We start from the raw sequence: 16,504 nt of genomic DNA on the forward strand, positions 1-16,504 counted from the left end.
AGCACCGCCAGCTGATCGAAGAACACCTTCGACAACTCCCGCGCGTCCCGAGGAGCCACAGCCGTGGGATCCGCGACCTCCGGCAGCCCCACCGCCGTCGTCGTGTCCTGGGCCACGGTGAGCGTCGTCATGGTGTTCCCCTCCCGAATCGTTCCGTAAGTGCTGGTCACCGTTCGACGAAGCCGCGTCTACCCGATCCCGCCCGGCTTACACACCTGTTTTCTTCGCGGATGTCCGTGACGTTCGCCGGGCACGTCGCGTGCGGGGCGGCGCCCGGGGCGGGACGATGGCCGTCCGGCCGTGGATCTCCCGGGCGGGACAGGGACGAAGGAGGGCGCCGTGTGCCGTCTTTTCGGGCTGAGCAGCTCCCCCGCACGCACGAACGCCACGTTCTGGCTGCTGGACGCGCCCGGCAGCCTCGACGCCCAGAGCCACCGGGAACCCGACGGCACCGGTCTCGGCTACTTCACCGGGGACGGCACGCCGGAGGTGCACAAGGCGCCGATCGCCGCCTACGAGGACCGGGGCTTCGCCCGGGAGGCCCGGCAGGTGGAGTCGGCCACCTTCCTCGCCCACATCCGTTTCGCCTCGACCGGTGGCCTGGACGTGCGCAACACCCACCCCTTCGAACAGGACGGGCGGCTGTTCGCCCACAACGGCGTGATCGAGGGTCTCGACGCACTCGACCGGCACCTGGGCGAGGACCTCTCGCCGGTGCACGGCGACACCGACTCCGAGCGCTTCTTCGCGCTGGTGACCCGGGAGACCGCGGCGCACGGCGGTGACGTGACCGCCGGCATCGTGTCCGCGGCGCGCTGGACGGCCGCGCACCTCCCCCTCTACGCCCTCAACATCGTCGTCGTCACCTCTGACGAGCTGTGGGCCCTGCGCTATCCGGCCACGCACGAGCTGTACGTCCTGCCACGTCCGGCCGGCGGCCGTCACGGGTCGCGGCACCTCGACCACTCCGGCCGCCACGGCCGGATGCGCGTGCACTCGGCGGCCCTGAGCGGCCGTCCCGCCGTCGTCGTGGCGAGCGAGCCCATGGACGAGAACCCGCACTGGCGGCTCATGGACCCCGGCGAGCTGCTGCACGTCGACGGGCAGGGGCGCATCACGTCCCGGACCGCGCTGTCCGACCCTCCGGCCCGTCCCCTCACTCTCGCCGACCTGCGGCCCGCCGCCGCCGCCTCGCAGCGGTCGATGTAGCGCCGCCCCCGACGGCGGGCGGGCCGTCGGGCAGGTGTCGTACCGGGACGCGGGGGCATCGGCCATGTATGGGGACACAGTCTTGGGCAGTGCATGGACGGTTCGGGGCCCGGCGCGCGGCCGACAGCAAGGCGATGGCCGCGGCGGGCCGGGCGGGTTTCGCCGCCCGTGGGCTGATCTACGTTCTGGTGGGCGTCATCTCGCTGCAGATCGCCTTCGGCGGTGAGGGCGGCGGGAAACAGGCCGACCGCGGTGGCGCCCTCACGGAGCTGGCGGGCAAACCGCTCGGCTCGGCGATGCTGTGGATCGTGGGGATCGCGCTCGCCGGCATGGCGCTGTGGCGGCTTTCGGAGGCCGTGGTCGGCGCGGCGGGTCCGGACGGTACGAAGCTGTCCAAACGGGCGGGGTCCGCGGGCCGGTTCGTCTTCTACGCCTTCGTGTCCTACTCCGTCCTGTCCTACGCGGCGGGCGACAAGGGCAGCGGCAGCGGCTCCTCCGACCAGCACACCGACGACGTCACCGCCATGGTGTTGAAGTGGCCGGCCGGTGAGTGGCTCGTCGGGATCGCGGGTGCCGGCGTGGTGATCGCCGGACTGTGGATCGCGGTCCGGGCCGTGCAGAAGAAGTTCCGCAAGCATCTGCGGACCGGGGAGATGTCACAGCGGACCGAACAGATGACCGACGTTCTGGGGGTCACCGGCGGCGCGGCGCGCGGCATCGTGTTCGCCGTCGCCGGGGTGTTCGCCATCGTCGCGGCCGTGCAGCACCAGCCCGGCAAGGCCAAGGGCATGGACGACACCCTGCGCTCGTTCCGGGACCTGCCGGCCGGGCCCTGGCTCCTCGCCCTGATCGCGCTCGGCCTGGCCGCCTTCGGTGTCTTCTCCTGGTTCATGGCCCGCTGGCGCAGGATCTGACCCCTTGGGGCCGTACCCGACAGGACCGCACCCAGGCCCGGAACAAGTCCCACTACGACCGCGACGCGTCCGTGCGTGCCGCTCAGCCGTCGGAGTCGGGCTTGTTCCGGGCCGCCTTGTACGCCTGGGCCGGTGTCATGGAGACACCGTGCAGCGTGACCGTCTTGTAGGGGCTGACCTTGGCGCAGGTCTTGGCCTGGTCCGCGGTGGAGGCGTGGGCGTGGGAGACGGCGGCGCCGGTGTCGGCGCGCGCGGAGGAGCGGCCGGGGTAGTCCTTGCCGCTGGTCCAGTCGCCGCCCACGACGAGGGTCAGGCCGCTGCCGGTGCCCTGCTTCAGATGGGAGGCGGGCAGGCCGAGTGCCTTGGCGACGGTCTGCGCGGCGGCCTTGCGGCCGGTGCCGTAGGTGAGGGTGGTGGTCGCGGCGGGGCTCGGGGCGTTGCCCGTGGTCGTACCGGACCCGAAGCCCTGCTCGGTGAGGGCGTCCGCCACGGCGGAGGCACGGCCGGTGACGCTGGTGCCGTTCTCCACCGTCACGGCGATCTCGGACGCGGGTACGGCGGAGGCGCCGGCCGTGGCGGTCGCGGAGGCCACTGCGGACTTGCTGCCGGAGCCGGCGCTGAGGGACTGGTCGTGGGCGATGGTGGAGAACAGGGACTTCGCGCCCGGGCCGACCACCACCCGGTTGTCGTCGTCCGGATCGGGTGCCGTCTGCATCGTGGCGAAGGTGATCCGCTTGGCCGGGACCTTGTTGACGTCGGACGCGAGCGCGATCAGCCTCTTCACGGAGCCCAGGCCGTCGTCCACGGTCAGCGCCTTGGTGGCGGCGTCGGCGAGCGCGTACACCGCGCTGGGGTCGGTGAGCGTGCCCGCGCTCTTGAATTTGCGGATCATCGCGCTGAGGAAGATGTGCTGGGAGATCGTACGGCCGAGGTCGCTGCCGTCCCCGAAGCCGTGGCGGGAGCGGACGAACTCCAGGGCCGCGACGCCCTTGAGGGTGTGGGTGCCCTCGGAGAGCTTCAAATGCGAGTACGTGTCGTAGACGTCGCCGTCGACGCAGACGGAGACGCCGCCGACCGCGTCGGACATCTTCACCACGCCGGAGAAGTCGAGCTTGACGAAGTGGTCGACGGGGATGCCGGTGAGCTGGTGGACGGTGGCCACCTGGCAGGCGGGGCCGTACTGGAGCGCGCTGTTGACCTGCCCGTAGTACCCGGACGTGGACTTGCCGGTCTCGCTGTCCTTGCAGGCCGGGACCCTGGTCATGGTGTCCCGGGGGATGCTCATCACAGTGGCGTTGGAGCGGTCGGCCGATATGTGCAGCACCATCTGCACGTCGGCGTTGCTGCCGCTCTGCACACCGGTCTTCGAGCAGCCGCCACCCAGTGAGCAGTCGGTTGTGCTGGTCCGGCCGTCGGATCCCATGACGAGGATGTTGATGGGGGTGCGGCCGAAGGCGTCGGCCTGCTCCGCGCCGCCCTTGCCGTCCAGTGCGACGCTGTGGATGTTGCCGTTCAGGTGCTGGTAGAACCACCAGCCGGCGCCGGCGGTGATCAGGATGAGGGTGGACAGGCAGACCCCGAGGATCTTCAGCACCCGTCGGCCGCGGCGCACCGGACGGGTGCGGCGGGAGCGCCTGCCCTCGCGCGTGCCGCCGGCCGGCCGGGCCGCGGCCCGGCCGGCCGGCGGGCGCGGCGCGTCGGGTCCCGCCGTGCGCTGCGCGGGCACCCCGTTGCCGCGGCGGCGTGTGGCCTGGCCGGCCGGCCCGTCCCACGGGTCGCTCATTTCCCACTCCCCTGAACGGTCGGGCCCCTCGGGCCGGGCCGTCGCAGGGACGGCCGGGCGTGCTCGGCGGTGTACGGGCAGTCGAGAGGTGCTGTGCCCGCTCGGTTGCGTAGTTGCGCAATCTAACAAAGCCGTGGCCGGAACCGCACAGATCCACACGCAATTCACAGGTGAGGCATCTCATGGCACCACGGCACCCCGCGGCGGGCGGGACGGTCAGCCGCCGGTGCGGCGCAGGCGGGGCACCGGGGCGGCGGGTCGCGACCGGTCGGTCAGCTGACCCAGCATGGCGCGGACGAGGGTCACCACGTCCGGGTCGTCTATGTAGTAGACCTGCCGACGGCCGTCGCGGCGGGCGCGGACCAGTCCGGCGAGTTTCAGCTTCGCCAGGTGCTGGCTGACGGCGGGCAGCGCTCCGCCCACCCGGCGGGCGAGACGCGTGACGTCGCTCTCGCCCTGCGACAGGGCCCACATCAGGTGCAGCCGGGACGGGGAGGCGAGGAGTCCGAACGCGGCGGCGGCCTCGGCGAGCACTTCGGCGGGCGGGTCGTCGTGTCCCCCGGCCTTCTCCGTCACAGCCCGCTCCGTCCCGCACTCGTCACAGCCGACGTCCGCCCGCACACCCAGTGTAGGCGGCCGGGGCCCGCCCAGCCCCCGACTCCCCGCGGCCGACGACCCGCGGCCCGGCCGGGACCGGCTCGCCCGCACCCGATGCCCAGGTGCCGGTCCGCTGCGGGGCCGCCTCGCCGATGCCGGGCCCGCGGCCGGTCAGCCGGGGGAAGGAGCCGGCGGCGGCGAGGATGGTGAGCGTCGTCAGCACGAAGGGCCAGGTGAACGCGTGACCGCCGGACGGGGTACGGACACGGGCGACGGCCGGTGTCGGCGGTCGCCGTGGCCGCGCCCAGCAGCGTGTACGGCAGCGTGGCCGGGGCCGCCACCGGGAAGACGCCGCACAGGGGGAGGGCGACGGGCACCGCTTCGCAGACCATCGTGCCGTCGGCGATCCGGGGTGCCGGCGCACCGAGCGCCCAGGCGGTCGGGATGCCCGTCGCGCTGCGCGCACACGCCACCGGCCCGTCGACCGGCTCGCCAGGAACATCACCTGCGCCGGGCCGCGCAGCACCGCCCGTCACAGCCCGCGCTGACTCCCGACGCCACCGCCGGACCGCCACCCGCCCTGCCCTCTCTTCCCGTGCGGCAGCAGCGGCATCGCCCGGAACAGGCGCTCGTGGCAGCACCGGGCGGAAGGCTGCTGCCGCGTCACTTGGTCGTGTTCCGGCGGCGTACGGCCACCAGCACCAGGCCGCCGAGGGCCGTCGCGCCCACCGCGGCGGTGGCCAGCAGCGGCATGCCGTCGCTGCCCGTCGCCGCGAGGGTGCCGCCGGTCCCGGTGCCCGTACCGGGGGTGGTCGACGCCGATCCGTAGGTGCCGGTGGTGCCGATGGCGCTCGTGGTGCCGGTGGTGCCGGTCGACTGGCCGTGCGGGTCGTTGTCCTGGCCCTCCGTGCCGGCACCGCCGCCACCCGTGGCCCCGCCGGTCGTCGTGCCGCCGGACGTGGTCGCACCGGTCGTCGTGCCGCCGGAGGTGCTCGTGCCCGGCTCACCGCCGCCGGGTACGTCGACGGAGAGGAGGGCGGTGTCGTTCGCGGGGTTCTTGTCGAACGCCGGGTGGATGCCGTACACCGAGGTGGCCGTCACCTCCCCCTGGGTGTCCTGCGCCGTCTTCCCGATCTCCAGGACGAAGGTGTAGTCGAGGGACCGGCCGACGCCGATGGTGTGGTCGGCGGGCCAGCACACGTACCGCGGACGGCCCGGCTCCGAGGGGCCGGTCGGGCCGTCGATCCCGAACGGCGCGCAGTCCTCGGGCACTTCCCGGGCGACGGTGCCCGGCGGGATCCGCACCATCAGGGCCGGCTGGTCGTCGCTCTCCTGGTTCCGGATCCAGCCGGGGCCGTTGTTTCGCAGGGACGCGGTGACGGTGACCCTGCTGCCGTGGGCGCCCTTCACCTGGTCTCCCTCCGCCGCCAGGTCGGCCGTGCTGTCCGCGGTCAGGGTCAGCCGCCGGTAGCTGTCGTCGAAGCCCTCGCCCGGGACCTCGCCGGTGGGGCCGGTGCCGTACTCGACGGCCTCCATCAGGGCCTCGGGCAGGGCTTTGAACCGCACGGGCGTGGTGAGGGTGGCGCCGGGCTGGACGACGGTGTCCAGCTCGCACAGCGCCTGCCGGACGTGGTCGGCGACGGTCGAGTACGTGCAGCCGTCGGCGTGCTGCGGGAAGTCGAGTCCACGGGTCAGCCGGATCCGGAAGGTGACGCCGTCGGCGGGGGCCGTGCCCTTGTTGGTGACGGTGACGCTCTGGTCGTAGACGTCGCCGGGCTTGGGGGACGCGGCCGGCAGCGCGGAGACCACCAGGTCGGGGGCGAGGTCGTCGGCGTGCGCGAGGGGGACGGCGAGGGCCGGGACGCCGATGCCGATCGCGGCGGCCATCGCCGCTGCCGCGGGGCGGAGGGGTGAGCGCACGGTGGGACTCCTCGTCAGGACGGAAGAAGGCGGTGACCGGGCCGCGCCGGCCCGGTCGTCGTGTAGTGGACACACCAGAGACGTCAGAGGTTGTAGGGACTCGGCACATCCGTGCCGGACGGTCGGGGGTCGGCCCGCATCCTCCGCGTGATCCGGGGCAGCCTCCCGGAGAGAGAGGCTTTGGGCAAGGATCGGCGAGCGTGGACGAGGAACACGTGGCAGACGCGAACGAAGAGACGGAAGCGGACCGGCTGTCGGTCGGTCGGGCCACCGTCGACGGTGTCACCGTGGTCACGGTGAGCGGCGAGGTCGACCATCACACCTCAGGCATGCTCCGCGAGGCCCTGACGCCCGAGGATCCCGCTGAGGTGTCGCGTACCGTCGCGGACCTCAGCGGCGTGCCGTTCATGGACTCCAGCGGCATCAACGTACTCATCGCCGCCCACCAGGCCCATGCACCGGTCGGCTGGCTGCGTCTGGCCGGCGTCCGCAGAACCGTCCTGCGCACCCTGGAGATCGTGGGCCTGACGACCCTCATCCCCTGCTACCCGAGCGTCAGCGACGCCCTGCAGGACTGAACGGTGCCGGCGCGCCGGGACGGGGGGCGTCTGCGGTGGCGAGGGCGTCGGCCGTGCCGGAGCCGGTCCACCGCGCCGCGCCCCCGGGCGCTCGGCTCCGGTCCCTGCGGAGCCGGACGTCAGTACAGCACCCGGAGGTCCGCGGGGCGTACCCGCAGTGTCACCGGAAGGGTGGCCTCCACCTCGCCGTCGGCGCCGTAGGGGACGGGCCGGTCCGCCTCGATGCGCAGTTCCCGGCCGCGCAGGACGCGCACTTCGGGGCGTTTCACATGGGCACCCGTCCTGAGTTCGTTCATGAGCGTGAAGAAGAGCCGGCGTGGCGCGTCGCGGATCATCACGATGTCGAGCAGCCCGTCGTCGACCCGTGCGTCCGGCGCGATGAGCCGGCCGGAACCGTAGTAGGGGGAGTTGGCGGCGACGACGGTGTAACCGCGGTGGATGTGCTCGGTGCCGTCCACGGTGACGCGGAAGCCGGCCGGCCGCCAGGTGGTGACGGCACGCAGACCGCCGGCGTAGTAGGAGGCGGCGCCGCGCAGCAGCCGGGCGTTGTTCGCGTGCCGGTTGGCCTCGGCGTCGACCCCGGCGTACACGCTGCCCAGGACGACGGTGCGCGGGTGGACGGCCGACTCCACCTCGATGGTGTCGACCGGCCGGGGTTCGGCGTGCAGCAGGACGCCGGCGAGTGCGGCCGGGTCGGCGGGCAGGTGCAGTGCGCGGGCGAAGTCGTTGCCGCGTCCGGCGGGGACGAGCCCCAGTACGGTGCCGGTGCCGCTGAGCGCCCCGCCGATGCCGCCGGCGATGCCGTCGCCGCCGACGGCGAGGACGATGCGGCCCCGCTCGCCGGCGGTGCGGGCGATGTCCTGGGCGTGGGCGAGGCTGTGGCTGTACTCGGTGTCCAGCCCGGCGCCGGCCTCGCGGAGCAGCCGGGCCAGGTGGAGCAGGGTCGCCGCCCCGGTGGAGCCGCCGGCGGTGGGGTTGACGACGGCGGTGAACTGTCGCATCGGTGTGCCTCCGAGGCAGGCGGTCGGATCGGTGGGGTCAGTCGGTGGGCAGCAGGACGCCCGGGTTGAGGAGCCCGTCGGGGTCGAGGCGGTGTTTGACGGCGCGCAGGGCCGAGACGCCGAGCGGGCCGGCCTCGCGGACGTACCAGTCGCGGTGGTCGGTGCCGACCCCGTGGTGGTGGGAGATGGTGCCGCCGGCGGCCAGGACGGCCTCGTTGGCGGCGTGCTTGGCCGGCGTCCAGTGCGCCACCGGGTCCTCCCCCTGGGCGCTGACGACGGTGAAGTACAGCGAGGCGCCGTTCTCGTACACGTGGGAGATGTGGCACATCACCAGGGGCGGGGTGCCCGCACGCGTGAGGGTGTCGGTGAGGGCGGTGCGGACGGCCGTGTACAGGCCGGGGATCCGGGACCAGAACGCCGCGGTCTCCAGCGTCTCGGCGAAGGCGCCGGCGTCGATCAGGGCGTCGCGCAGGTAGGGCGCGGAGTAGCGGCCGTGCGCCCAGCGTTCGCCCGGTCCGGTGCCGGCGGGGGTGCCGCCGCAGTCCGTGAGGACGGCCGCCGCCCGCTTACGGCGCCGCGCGGTGTCCTCGGCCGTCCCCTCGTACCCGGTGATCGCGAGGCATCCGGCGTCGCTCCGTCCCGGCCCGGCACCGATCGCGTCGGGCTGGGCCAGGCCGATGAGCGTCTCGGTCTCGTCGGACAGGCGCAGCACGGTCGGGCGGGGCCCGTCCTGGGCGAGCCGGCGCAGCGCCGTGGCGCCCTCCTCGAACGAGCCGAACCGCCAGCCCTCGTACACCCGGGAGCGCGGCAGCGGGCGGATCCGTACGACGACGGAGGTGATGACGCCGAAGGCGCCCTCGGAGCCGAGGACCAGCTGGCGCAGGTCGGGTCCGGCGGCGGAGCGGGGGGCACGGCCGGTCTCGAGGGTGCCCTCGGGGGTCGCCAGGGTGAGGCCGAGGACCATCTCGTCGAAGCGGCCGTAGCCGGCGGAGGCCTGACCGCTGGAGCGGGCGGCGGCGAAACCGCCGATGGTGGCCCATTCGAAGGACTGCGGGAAGTGGCCGAGGGTGAAGCCGTGTTCGGCGAGCAGCGCCTCGGCCTCGGGGCCGCGCAGGCCGGTCTGCAGGACGGCGGTGCGCGAGACGGGGTCCAGGTCGAGCAGGCGGTTCAGGCGGCGCAGGTCCAGGGCGACGAACGCGCTGCGCTGGGGGGCGAGTCCGCCGACGACCGAGGTGCCACCGCCGAAGGGGACGACGGCCAGGCCGTGCTCGGCGCAGGCGCGCAGCACGGCGAGGACCTCGTCGTGGCTGCCCGGCAGGACGACGGCCTGCGGGACGTCGGAGACGTCGCCGGCGCGGATGCGCAGCAGGTCGGGGGTGGATTTGCCGCGGGTGTGGCGGACGCGGGCCTCCGCGTCGGTGCGGACGTGTTCCTCACCGCCGGCGGCCCGGGCGAGTGCCCGCAGTGCGGTGGGGGCGGCCGTGGGGGCGGGCGGACGGACGTCCTCGAGGGCGGGTGCGGGTGTGGTGCGGGGTGTGACGCCGAGCAGGTCGCGCAGCAGGCCGGTCACCGTCTCGGGCAGCGGTGCCGCCTTGGCCGGGTCGCCCCAGCCGTTCCACAGCATGTCCATTGAACGGTCGTCCTCACAGGTCGGTGTGCTCGGTTCGGGCGGTTCGGCTGCCGTCCCGGGGCGCGGGCCGCTTCCGTCCGGCCCCCGGGGCGTTACACTGTGACACATGACGCCTATTCGTCACAACGGTTCGGACAGCGATCACGTCCTCGACGCGGTGCGCGACTGTGTACTGGCCGTCGGGGTACGGCGCACCACACTCGCCGACGTCGCCCGGCGCGCCGGCGTCTCCAGGATGACCCTCTACCGGCGCTGGCCCGACCTGCGCACGCTGGTGGGCGACCTGATGACCCGTGAGTGGATCGACGTGGCCGGCCGCGCCATACCGGAGCCCACCCCCGGCGCCGCCACCCGCACCCGGATCGTGGACGGACTGGTGAGAGGGGTCGAGGCGTTCCGGGCACACCCCCTCTTCCGGAAGATCATCGACGTCGATCCCGAACTGCTCCTCCCCTACGTGCTCGACCGGCGAGGCACGAGCCAGGAGGCACTGCTCGCGCTGCTGGCCGACGCCCTGCGCGAGGGGCACGCGGACGGGTCCGTCCGGCCCGGCCACACCGAACGTCAGGCCCGCGCCCTGCTGTTGACCGTGCAGTCCTTCACCCTGTCCCTGCGCACGATGACCGACGAGGACGACCCGGAGCTGGACTCCGGCGCGTTCCTCGGTGAGCTGCGCACCCTCCTGGAGAGGACCCTGACGCCATGAGCCACACCGAGGCCGTGCCCGGCTCGTCCCTGAGCGCACACCGGCGCGGCCGGGAACTGGCCGAGGCCACGGACGGCCGGACGGCCGACATCCTGGTCGTCGGGCTCGGCGCCACCGGGGCCGGAGCCGCACTGGACGCGGCGGCCCGCGGACTGGACGTCGTCGCGGTGGACGCCCACGACCTTGCCTTCGGCACCTCGCGCTGGAGCTCCAAGCTCATCCACGGCGGGCTGCGCTATCTGGCCTCCGCCCAGTTCGACGTCGCTCACGAGAGCGCGGTCGAACGCGGCATCCTGATGACCCGCACCGCCCCGCACCTGGTGACCGCCCAGCCGTTCGTGCTGCCGCTCACCCCGCTGGTGTCCAGGGCCCAGGCCACGCTGGCGTGGACCGGGTTCCGGGCCGGGGACGTGCTGCGGCTGGCCGCCCGGACCCCACGGCAGGTGCTGCCCGCGCCCCGCCGGCTGTCGGCGACGGAGGCCCGGCACCTGGCGCCCTCGGTCCGCGCGGCCGGGCTACGCGGCGGGCTGCTGTCCTGGGACGGCAGGGTGGCCGACGACGCCCGTCTGGTGACCGCCCTGGCCCGCACGGCCGCCGCGCACGGCGCCCGGGTGCTGACCCGGGTGCGGGTGCTGGAGCTGACCGGGACGGGCGCCCGGATCCGGGACGAACGCACCGGCGAGGAGGGCGAGATCAGGGCCCGCGCCGTGATCAACGCCACCGGCGTGTGGGCGGGCACCCTCACCGAGGGCATCCGCATACGGCCGTCCCGCGGCACTCACCTGGTCCTGCGCTCGGAGCGGCTCGGTGCCCTGCCGGCCGGCCTGCACGTCCCGATCCCCGGGGAGACCAACCGCTTCCTGCTGGTCCTGCCCCAGGGGGACGGCCGGGTCTACGTCGGCCTCACCGACGAACCGGTCGGGGGCGGCATCCCGGACGTGCCGGAGGTCCCCGAGACGGACATCGGCTTCCTCCTGGACGTCCTCGGCTCCGTCCTGGACGCCCCCGTGGCCCGGGACGAGGTCGTCGGCGCGTTCGCCGGACTGCGCCCGCTGCTGGACACCTCCGCCTCCGACGGCCGGGACGGCGCGCCCGCCCGCACCTCCGACATCTCGCGCCGGCACGCGGTACTGACCTCGGCCGACGGCGTCACCACGGTGGTCGGCGGCAAGCTCACCACCTACCGGCGGATGGCGCAGGACGCGGTGGACGCCGCGGCCGGGGCGCGCGGGCTGCGCACCGGCCCCTCCCCCACCGCCGCGCTGCCGCTGGTCGGCGCCGCCGCCCCCGGCCGGCTGCGCGCCCTGCCCGCGCCCCCGCACCTGGTCCGCCGCTACGGCACCGAGGCCGCGGCCGTCCACGCCCTCGCGGCCCGGGACCCCGCCCTGGCCGAGCCGGTCCTGCCCGGCCACCCCGTGAGCCGGGCGGAGCTCCGCTGGGCGGTCGAGCACGAGGGCGCCCTCGACGAGTCGGACCTCCTGGACCGCCGCACCCGCATCGGCCTGGTCCCCGCGGACCGCGCCGACGCGCTCCCCGTCGCACGGGAGATCCTGGAACGGACGGCGGCCACACGCCCCTGACCGGCGGGCGGGCACCGGCCGGACGGCGGTACTGCCGCCGTCCGGCCGCCACGTGATGTGGCGCGCTGTCAGAGCAGGCGCCGGATGTCACCCCGGACCCGGTAGAAGCCGCCCGCCGCGGGGTGCAGGGCGTCGACGACGTACCGCGCGCCGGGCTCCCGTATCGCGCGGGGGAACTGGACGTTCCAGGAGGAGTCGTAGCCGTCGGAGAGCACGTGCACCCGGACCCGGCCGGCCTCCCGCACGCACTCGACCACCACCGCTCCGGCGGGCGCCTGGGCGACCGTGGCCACCGCGGTCACGGTCGTGGCCGGCGCGTACGTCGGCAGGGCGGCGGCGAGCTTGACGTCCCGCACCACCGGCACCGTGCCCTGCTGGGCCGCGGAGACCGCCGCCTCGCTCGCGTCCACGCAGACCAGCGACCCGTCCGTGGTCACCAGGTACAGGCGCTCGTCGTGGTACTGCATCGACAGCGCCGAACCGCTGCCCGTGCCGAGCTTCCACAGGCGCCTGCCGTCCTGGTCGAAGCAGTACACGGACGACGCGGCGTCACCCGCGAAGACGAACCGGCCGCCGGGTGAGGTGGCGCACGAGTACACGCTGCTGTCGCACGCGTACGTCGCCTCGATGGCACCGCTCTCCTTGGACAGCCGCTGCACCACCCGGTGGGCGGTGCCCGCGTACACGGCGTGCTCCTCCTGCCAGCCGAAGAGCACGCCGCCCCGGGTGGCGGTGTGCCACAGTTCGCCGCCGCCGTCGGGCGCGTAGGCGGTGACGCCCCGGTGGTGGCCGTGGTAGACGGCCCGGTCGTCGGCCCGGACCATCCACGCGTGCTCGCCCTGGCTGCGGCGGGACCACTGGTGTTCGTCCTCGTGGTCGATGACGGTCAGCCGGCCCGCGCGGTCCGAGACGTCCAGGACACCCTCGTGGATGTCCAGCCAGAAGATGTCCACGTCGGCGGCGATGTCGTAGGCGGCGAAGGGCAGTTTCGAGGAGAGGTCGTACACCTTGCCGTCGTCGCAGCCCGCGTAGATCCAGAAGTCGTCGGCGACCAGGCACTTGACGCCGTCCGGCAGGCCGAAGCGGGCCTGGACGGCGCCCTCGTGGTCCAGGGTGTAGACGTCACCCGCCTGGTTGCCCACCCAGCAGCGCTCGTCGTCGACATGGATGCCGAACGCGGCGGAGCCGGTGCGGAACCGCCACAGCACGGGCGCCACCGCCCGTGCCGTGGACGGGGCCGAGCTGACCTGACGGCGGGTGACCGCGCGCGGGGCGCGCTGTCCGGGGACGGCCGGGGCGTATCCCTTGCGGACCTTCTCCCCGACCTTCCTCGCGGCGGCGGCCCGCGCCTTCTCCGCCGTCGTGAACGTCGTCGTCTGCGTCTGCCCGGCGGCGCCTATCCGGCCGTACCGCACGGTCACCACCAGACCGTCGACGGTCACCTCGTAGAACTTGTGGGCACCGTCGCCCTCCTGCGACAGCTCCAGATACGTCGTCGACGCCGTGCACGCCGTGGACATGGCAGCCCCCTCCCCCAGGACGGACCCACGGCCGTTCCCGCAGGTCCTCACTGCTCCACACCGTAGAGGGACCCACTGACAATCACCGGGGCTCTCCGGGGCGCCCCCTTCGTCCGGACGACCGAGCACGCCGGCGCCCCGGGCATCCGGGACCGGTCGTAGCGGCTCGGCACGTTCGGCGTCTCCCGGTTCCGTCGGCCCGGACGTGTGCCCTTCCGGGCCGCCCGTCCTGATGGACGGGAGCGGCTCGGTCCGGTGGGACGGGCGGGACGGCGATCGGCTGCCGGCGGGTCCCGCCGGTGCGCCTGTCTAGTTCGTCCACTGTGGGTACAGCGCCGCCAGATCGCCGGAGAGGGCCGCCTTGGCCTGTCGGCTGACGTCGTCCGCCAGCACCTCGTACGCCCCGGACTCGACGCCGTCCAGCGCCGGCGCGGCGACGTCCCGGGGGCTGGACTTGGGCGCGTCGACGTGCGCGGCCATGTCGGTGTCGAGGTAGCCGACGTGCAGTCCGGTGACCCCGATGCCCCGCGGACTCAGCTCCAGGCGCAGGGAGTTGGTCTGGGACCACAGCGCCGCCCTGGTGGCGCTGTAGGAGCCTGCGACGCCGATCCACGACAGCACGGAGTGGACGTTCAGGAGATGTCCGCCGCCGTTGCGCTCGATGGCCGGCACGAAGGCCCGGGTGACCAGGAGCGGGCCGTAGAGGTTGGTCTCGAACTCCCGGCGTACGTCGTCGACCGGGGCGTCGAGGAAGGAGGTCGCGCCGAGCAGGACGCCGGCGTTGTTGACCAGGACGGTGACGTCCCGCGCCCGCTCCGCCGCGGCCTCGACGGAGCGGGGGTCGGTGACCTCCAGGGCGAGGGGTACGGCATCGGGGTGGGTGACGCTGCGCGCGTCGCGGGCCGTGGCGTACACCTTGGCGGCGCCGCGTGCGTAATAAACCGATCGGTTTCCAACGGCAGGCGTCACCCCACCGGCCTCCGTGTCCGCCGCGTGCGAAGCGGGGTCGTCACCGCAACGCGCGGGGCCGCGCCCGGCGGTCCGACGCGGCGGGGAACGGCCCGAGCGCATGGATGCACCGTTCCCCGCCCCGGACCGGCCGCCCAACGACCCGACCGGTCTGGTTCAGACCCTGCGCCGCCGGGCGCGCGCGGGCCATCCGGAGAGGGCTGGGCGGGTGAGACGTCCGCACAGCGCCGCCGCGGGGCCCCCTCCGGGGCGGGCGGCCCGCGGTGACGGGCCCGGCCGCGCGGCGGCGACCCGCATGGTGCGGGCCGCACGGTGGTGCGACGCTGAGGGGAGAGGTGTCCGTCGAGGGGACCCTGGAGGGCCGATGGGGCGTGACGTCCCGGCGCTCGTCTTCACCCGCGAGGACCGCCGCCGGTACCGGATCAAGATGCACGCCTGCCTGGACGCGCTCGCGCTGATGCTCCGCGAGGCACGGTTCGAGTCGGAACGGCCGCAGGTCGGCCTGGAGATCGAGCTGAACCTGGTGGACGACGGCGCCGAGCCGGTGATGCGCAACAGCGACGTACTGGAGGCCATCTCCGACCCCGCCTGGTCCACCGAGCTGGGCCGGTTCAACCTGGAGATCAACGTCCCGCCCCGGCGGCTGACGGCGGGCGGCCCGGACGCCTGGGAGTCGGAGATCAGAGCGGCGCTGAACCACGCCGACGAGCGCGCTCGGTCGGTGGGCGCCCGTCTGATCACGGTGGGGATCCTGCCCACGCTGCGCCAGGAGGACATCGGTGAGGGGGCGCTGTCGGAGAACCCCCGCTACCGGCTCCTCAACGACCAGGTCTTCGCGGCCCGCGGTGAGGACCTGCGCATCGAGATCGACGGGGTCGACCGGCTGCGGACCTACGCGGACACCATCACCCCGGAGGCGGCCTGCACCAGCACGCAGTTCCACCTCCAGGTGTCCCCGGAGGAGTTCGCCGCCTACTGGAACGCCGCCCAGGCGATCGCCGGGGTCCAGGTCGCGCTGGCGGCGAACTCCCCGTTCCTGTTCGGCAAGGAGCTGTGGCACGAGACCCGCATCCCGCTGTTCGAGCAGGCCACCGACACCCGCCCGGAGGAGATCAGGGTGCAGGGGGTACGACCCCGGGTGTGGTTCGGGGAGCGGTGGATCAACAGCGTCTTCGACCTGTTCGAGGAGAACCTCCGCTACTTCCCGGCCCTGCTGCCGCTGTGCGACGAGCAGGACCCGGCGGAGACGCTGGACCGCGGTGACACCCCCGAGCTGGGCGAACTCACCCTGCACAACGGCACCATCTACCGCTGGAACCGCCCGGTCTACGCCGTCACACACGGCGTACCGCACATCCGGGTGGAGAACCGGGTGCTGCCGGCCGGACCGACCGTCGCCGACACTCTCGCCAACGGCGCCTTCTACTACGGCCTCACCCGGGCCCTGGTGGAGGAGGACCGGCCGGTGTGGTCGCGGATGTCCTTCTCTGCCGCCGAGGACAATCTGCACGCCGCCGCCCGGCACGGCATCGAGGCGCTGCTGTACTGGCCGGGGATGGGCGAGGTGCCGGTGCCGGAGCTGGTCCTGCGGCGGCTGCTGCCGCTCGCGCACCGCGGGCTGGAGCACTCCGGCATGGACGACGCGTGGCGGGAGCCGCTGCTCGGGATCATCGAGCAGCGCTGTGTGACGGCACGGAACGGGGCCGTGTGGCAGAAGGAGATGTTCCACCGCCTGGACACCGCCACGCGCGCCGGCCGGCACGAGGCGCTGCGGCGGATGGCCCAGCTGTACATCGACTACATGCACCTCAACGCGCCGGTGCACACCTGGCCGGTCGACTGAGAGCCAGGGGTCTCGTCCGGATCAGCCGGGTCCGCGACGCCGGCACGGCGCCTCGCCGCGTCGACGGACCGGCCGAGTACGCCCGGCCCTGCCGCGGGACAGCACGACCTGGGGTCTTTCGTTCGGATCAGGCCGGATCAGGGCCCGCGAGCCCGGCATGATCCGAACGAGAGGGCCTAGGTCGTGTCCGCAAAGTCAGGGCAGCCAGAGTCGTAGGCAGGCGAGGGTGACCAGCGCCTGGTAGTGGCGGGCGC

The 16,504-nt window shown here is 73.9% G+C and carries 14 protein-coding genes; 6 read left to right on the forward strand and 8 right to left on the reverse strand.

All coding sequences use genetic code 11. The features are described from left to right. The first annotated feature begins 339 nt into the window (after nt 1–339). Both ACF1BE_RS34525 and ACF1BE_RS34530 read left to right on the forward strand, forming a co-directional pair. Nucleotides 340–1,209, forward strand: coding sequence for a class II glutamine amidotransferase (locus tag ACF1BE_RS34525; RefSeq protein WP_392202943.1), 870 nt, complete (start codon nt 340–342; stop codon nt 1,207–1,209). 68 nt (nt 1,210–1,277) lie between these two features. Beyond that, nucleotides 1,278–2,123 carry a DUF1206 domain-containing protein gene (locus tag ACF1BE_RS34530; protein WP_392202944.1) on the forward strand — a complete coding sequence of 282 codons (846 nt, stop codon included), beginning with the start codon at nt 1,278–1,280 and terminating at the stop codon, nt 2,121–2,123. A gap of 82 nt (nt 2,124–2,205) precedes the next feature. Here ACF1BE_RS34530 and ACF1BE_RS34535 read toward each other — a convergent pair whose 3' ends face one another. The 4 genes from ACF1BE_RS34535 to ACF1BE_RS34550 form a co-directional block, all read right to left on the reverse strand. Beyond that, nucleotides 2,206–3,906, reverse strand: coding sequence for an LCP family protein (locus ACF1BE_RS34535; protein ID WP_392202945.1), 1,701 nt, complete (start codon nt 3,904–3,906; stop codon nt 2,206–2,208). 216 nt (nt 3,907–4,122) lie between these two features. After that, nucleotides 4,123–4,482: an ArsR/SmtB family transcription factor gene (locus ACF1BE_RS34540; RefSeq protein ID WP_392202946.1), complete on the reverse strand. Its 360-nt coding sequence runs from the start codon at nt 4,480–4,482 to the stop codon at nt 4,123–4,125. Nucleotides 4,483–4,504: 22 nt separating this feature from the next. Continuing rightward, nucleotides 4,505–4,726: a hypothetical protein gene (locus ACF1BE_RS34545; RefSeq protein WP_392202947.1), complete on the reverse strand. Its 222-nt coding sequence runs from the start codon at nt 4,724–4,726 to the stop codon at nt 4,505–4,507. A gap of 440 nt (nt 4,727–5,166) precedes the next feature. Then, nucleotides 5,167–6,423 (reverse strand): LPXTG cell wall anchor domain-containing protein, encoded by a 1,257-nt coding sequence (locus ACF1BE_RS34550; protein ID WP_392202948.1) that lies wholly within the window; start codon nt 6,421–6,423, stop codon nt 5,167–5,169. Between the two features lie 200 nt (nt 6,424–6,623). Between ACF1BE_RS34550 and ACF1BE_RS34555 the strand changes: the two genes are divergently transcribed. Beyond that, nucleotides 6,624–7,001 (forward strand): STAS domain-containing protein, encoded by a 378-nt coding sequence (locus ACF1BE_RS34555; protein WP_392202949.1) that lies wholly within the window; start codon nt 6,624–6,626, stop codon nt 6,999–7,001. 119 nt (nt 7,002–7,120) lie between these two features. Here ACF1BE_RS34555 and ACF1BE_RS34560 read toward each other — a convergent pair whose 3' ends face one another. Further along, nucleotides 7,121–8,002: a YegS/Rv2252/BmrU family lipid kinase gene (locus ACF1BE_RS34560; protein ID WP_392202950.1), complete on the reverse strand. Its 882-nt coding sequence runs from the start codon at nt 8,000–8,002 to the stop codon at nt 7,121–7,123. Nucleotides 8,003–8,039: 37 nt separating this feature from the next. Then, a complete protein-coding gene (locus ACF1BE_RS34565; protein WP_392202951.1) occupies nt 8,040–9,632 on the reverse strand; it encodes an FAD-binding oxidoreductase in 1,593 nt (530 codons plus the stop codon). A 106-nt stretch (nt 9,633–9,738) separates the two neighbouring features. On the opposite strand from ACF1BE_RS34565, the gene ACF1BE_RS34570 reads away from it, so the two are divergent. Beyond that, a complete protein-coding gene (locus tag ACF1BE_RS34570) occupies nt 9,739–10,338 on the forward strand; it encodes a TetR/AcrR family transcriptional regulator (protein WP_392202952.1) in 600 nt (199 codons plus the stop codon). Continuing rightward, a complete protein-coding gene (locus ACF1BE_RS34575) occupies nt 10,335–11,918 on the forward strand; it encodes a glycerol-3-phosphate dehydrogenase/oxidase (RefSeq protein ID WP_392202953.1) in 1,584 nt (527 codons plus the stop codon). The genes ACF1BE_RS34570 and ACF1BE_RS34575 overlap by 4 nt, the downstream gene beginning before the upstream one ends. Nucleotides 11,919–11,986: 68 nt before the next feature. Here the strand turns inward: ACF1BE_RS34575 and ACF1BE_RS34580 are convergent, their stop codons facing one another. Next, nucleotides 11,987–13,438 (reverse strand): WGR domain-containing protein, encoded by a 1,452-nt coding sequence (locus ACF1BE_RS34580; RefSeq protein ID WP_392202954.1) that lies wholly within the window; start codon nt 13,436–13,438, stop codon nt 11,987–11,989. Between the two features lie 309 nt (nt 13,439–13,747). Next, a complete protein-coding gene (locus ACF1BE_RS34585; protein WP_392202955.1) occupies nt 13,748–14,407 on the reverse strand; it encodes an SDR family oxidoreductase in 660 nt (219 codons plus the stop codon). Between the two features lie 364 nt (nt 14,408–14,771). Here ACF1BE_RS34585 and ACF1BE_RS34590 point away from each other — a divergent pair, with 364 nt between their 5' ends. Continuing rightward, nucleotides 14,772–16,250: a glutamate-cysteine ligase family protein gene (locus ACF1BE_RS34590; RefSeq protein ID WP_392202956.1), complete on the forward strand. Its 1,479-nt coding sequence runs from the start codon at nt 14,772–14,774 to the stop codon at nt 16,248–16,250. Nucleotides 16,251–16,504: the final 254 nt, after the last annotated feature.

The organism is Streptomyces sp. NPDC014991, from assembly GCF_043080665.1.
Taxonomy (GTDB): Bacteria; Actinomycetota; Actinomycetes; order Streptomycetales; family Streptomycetaceae; genus Streptomyces.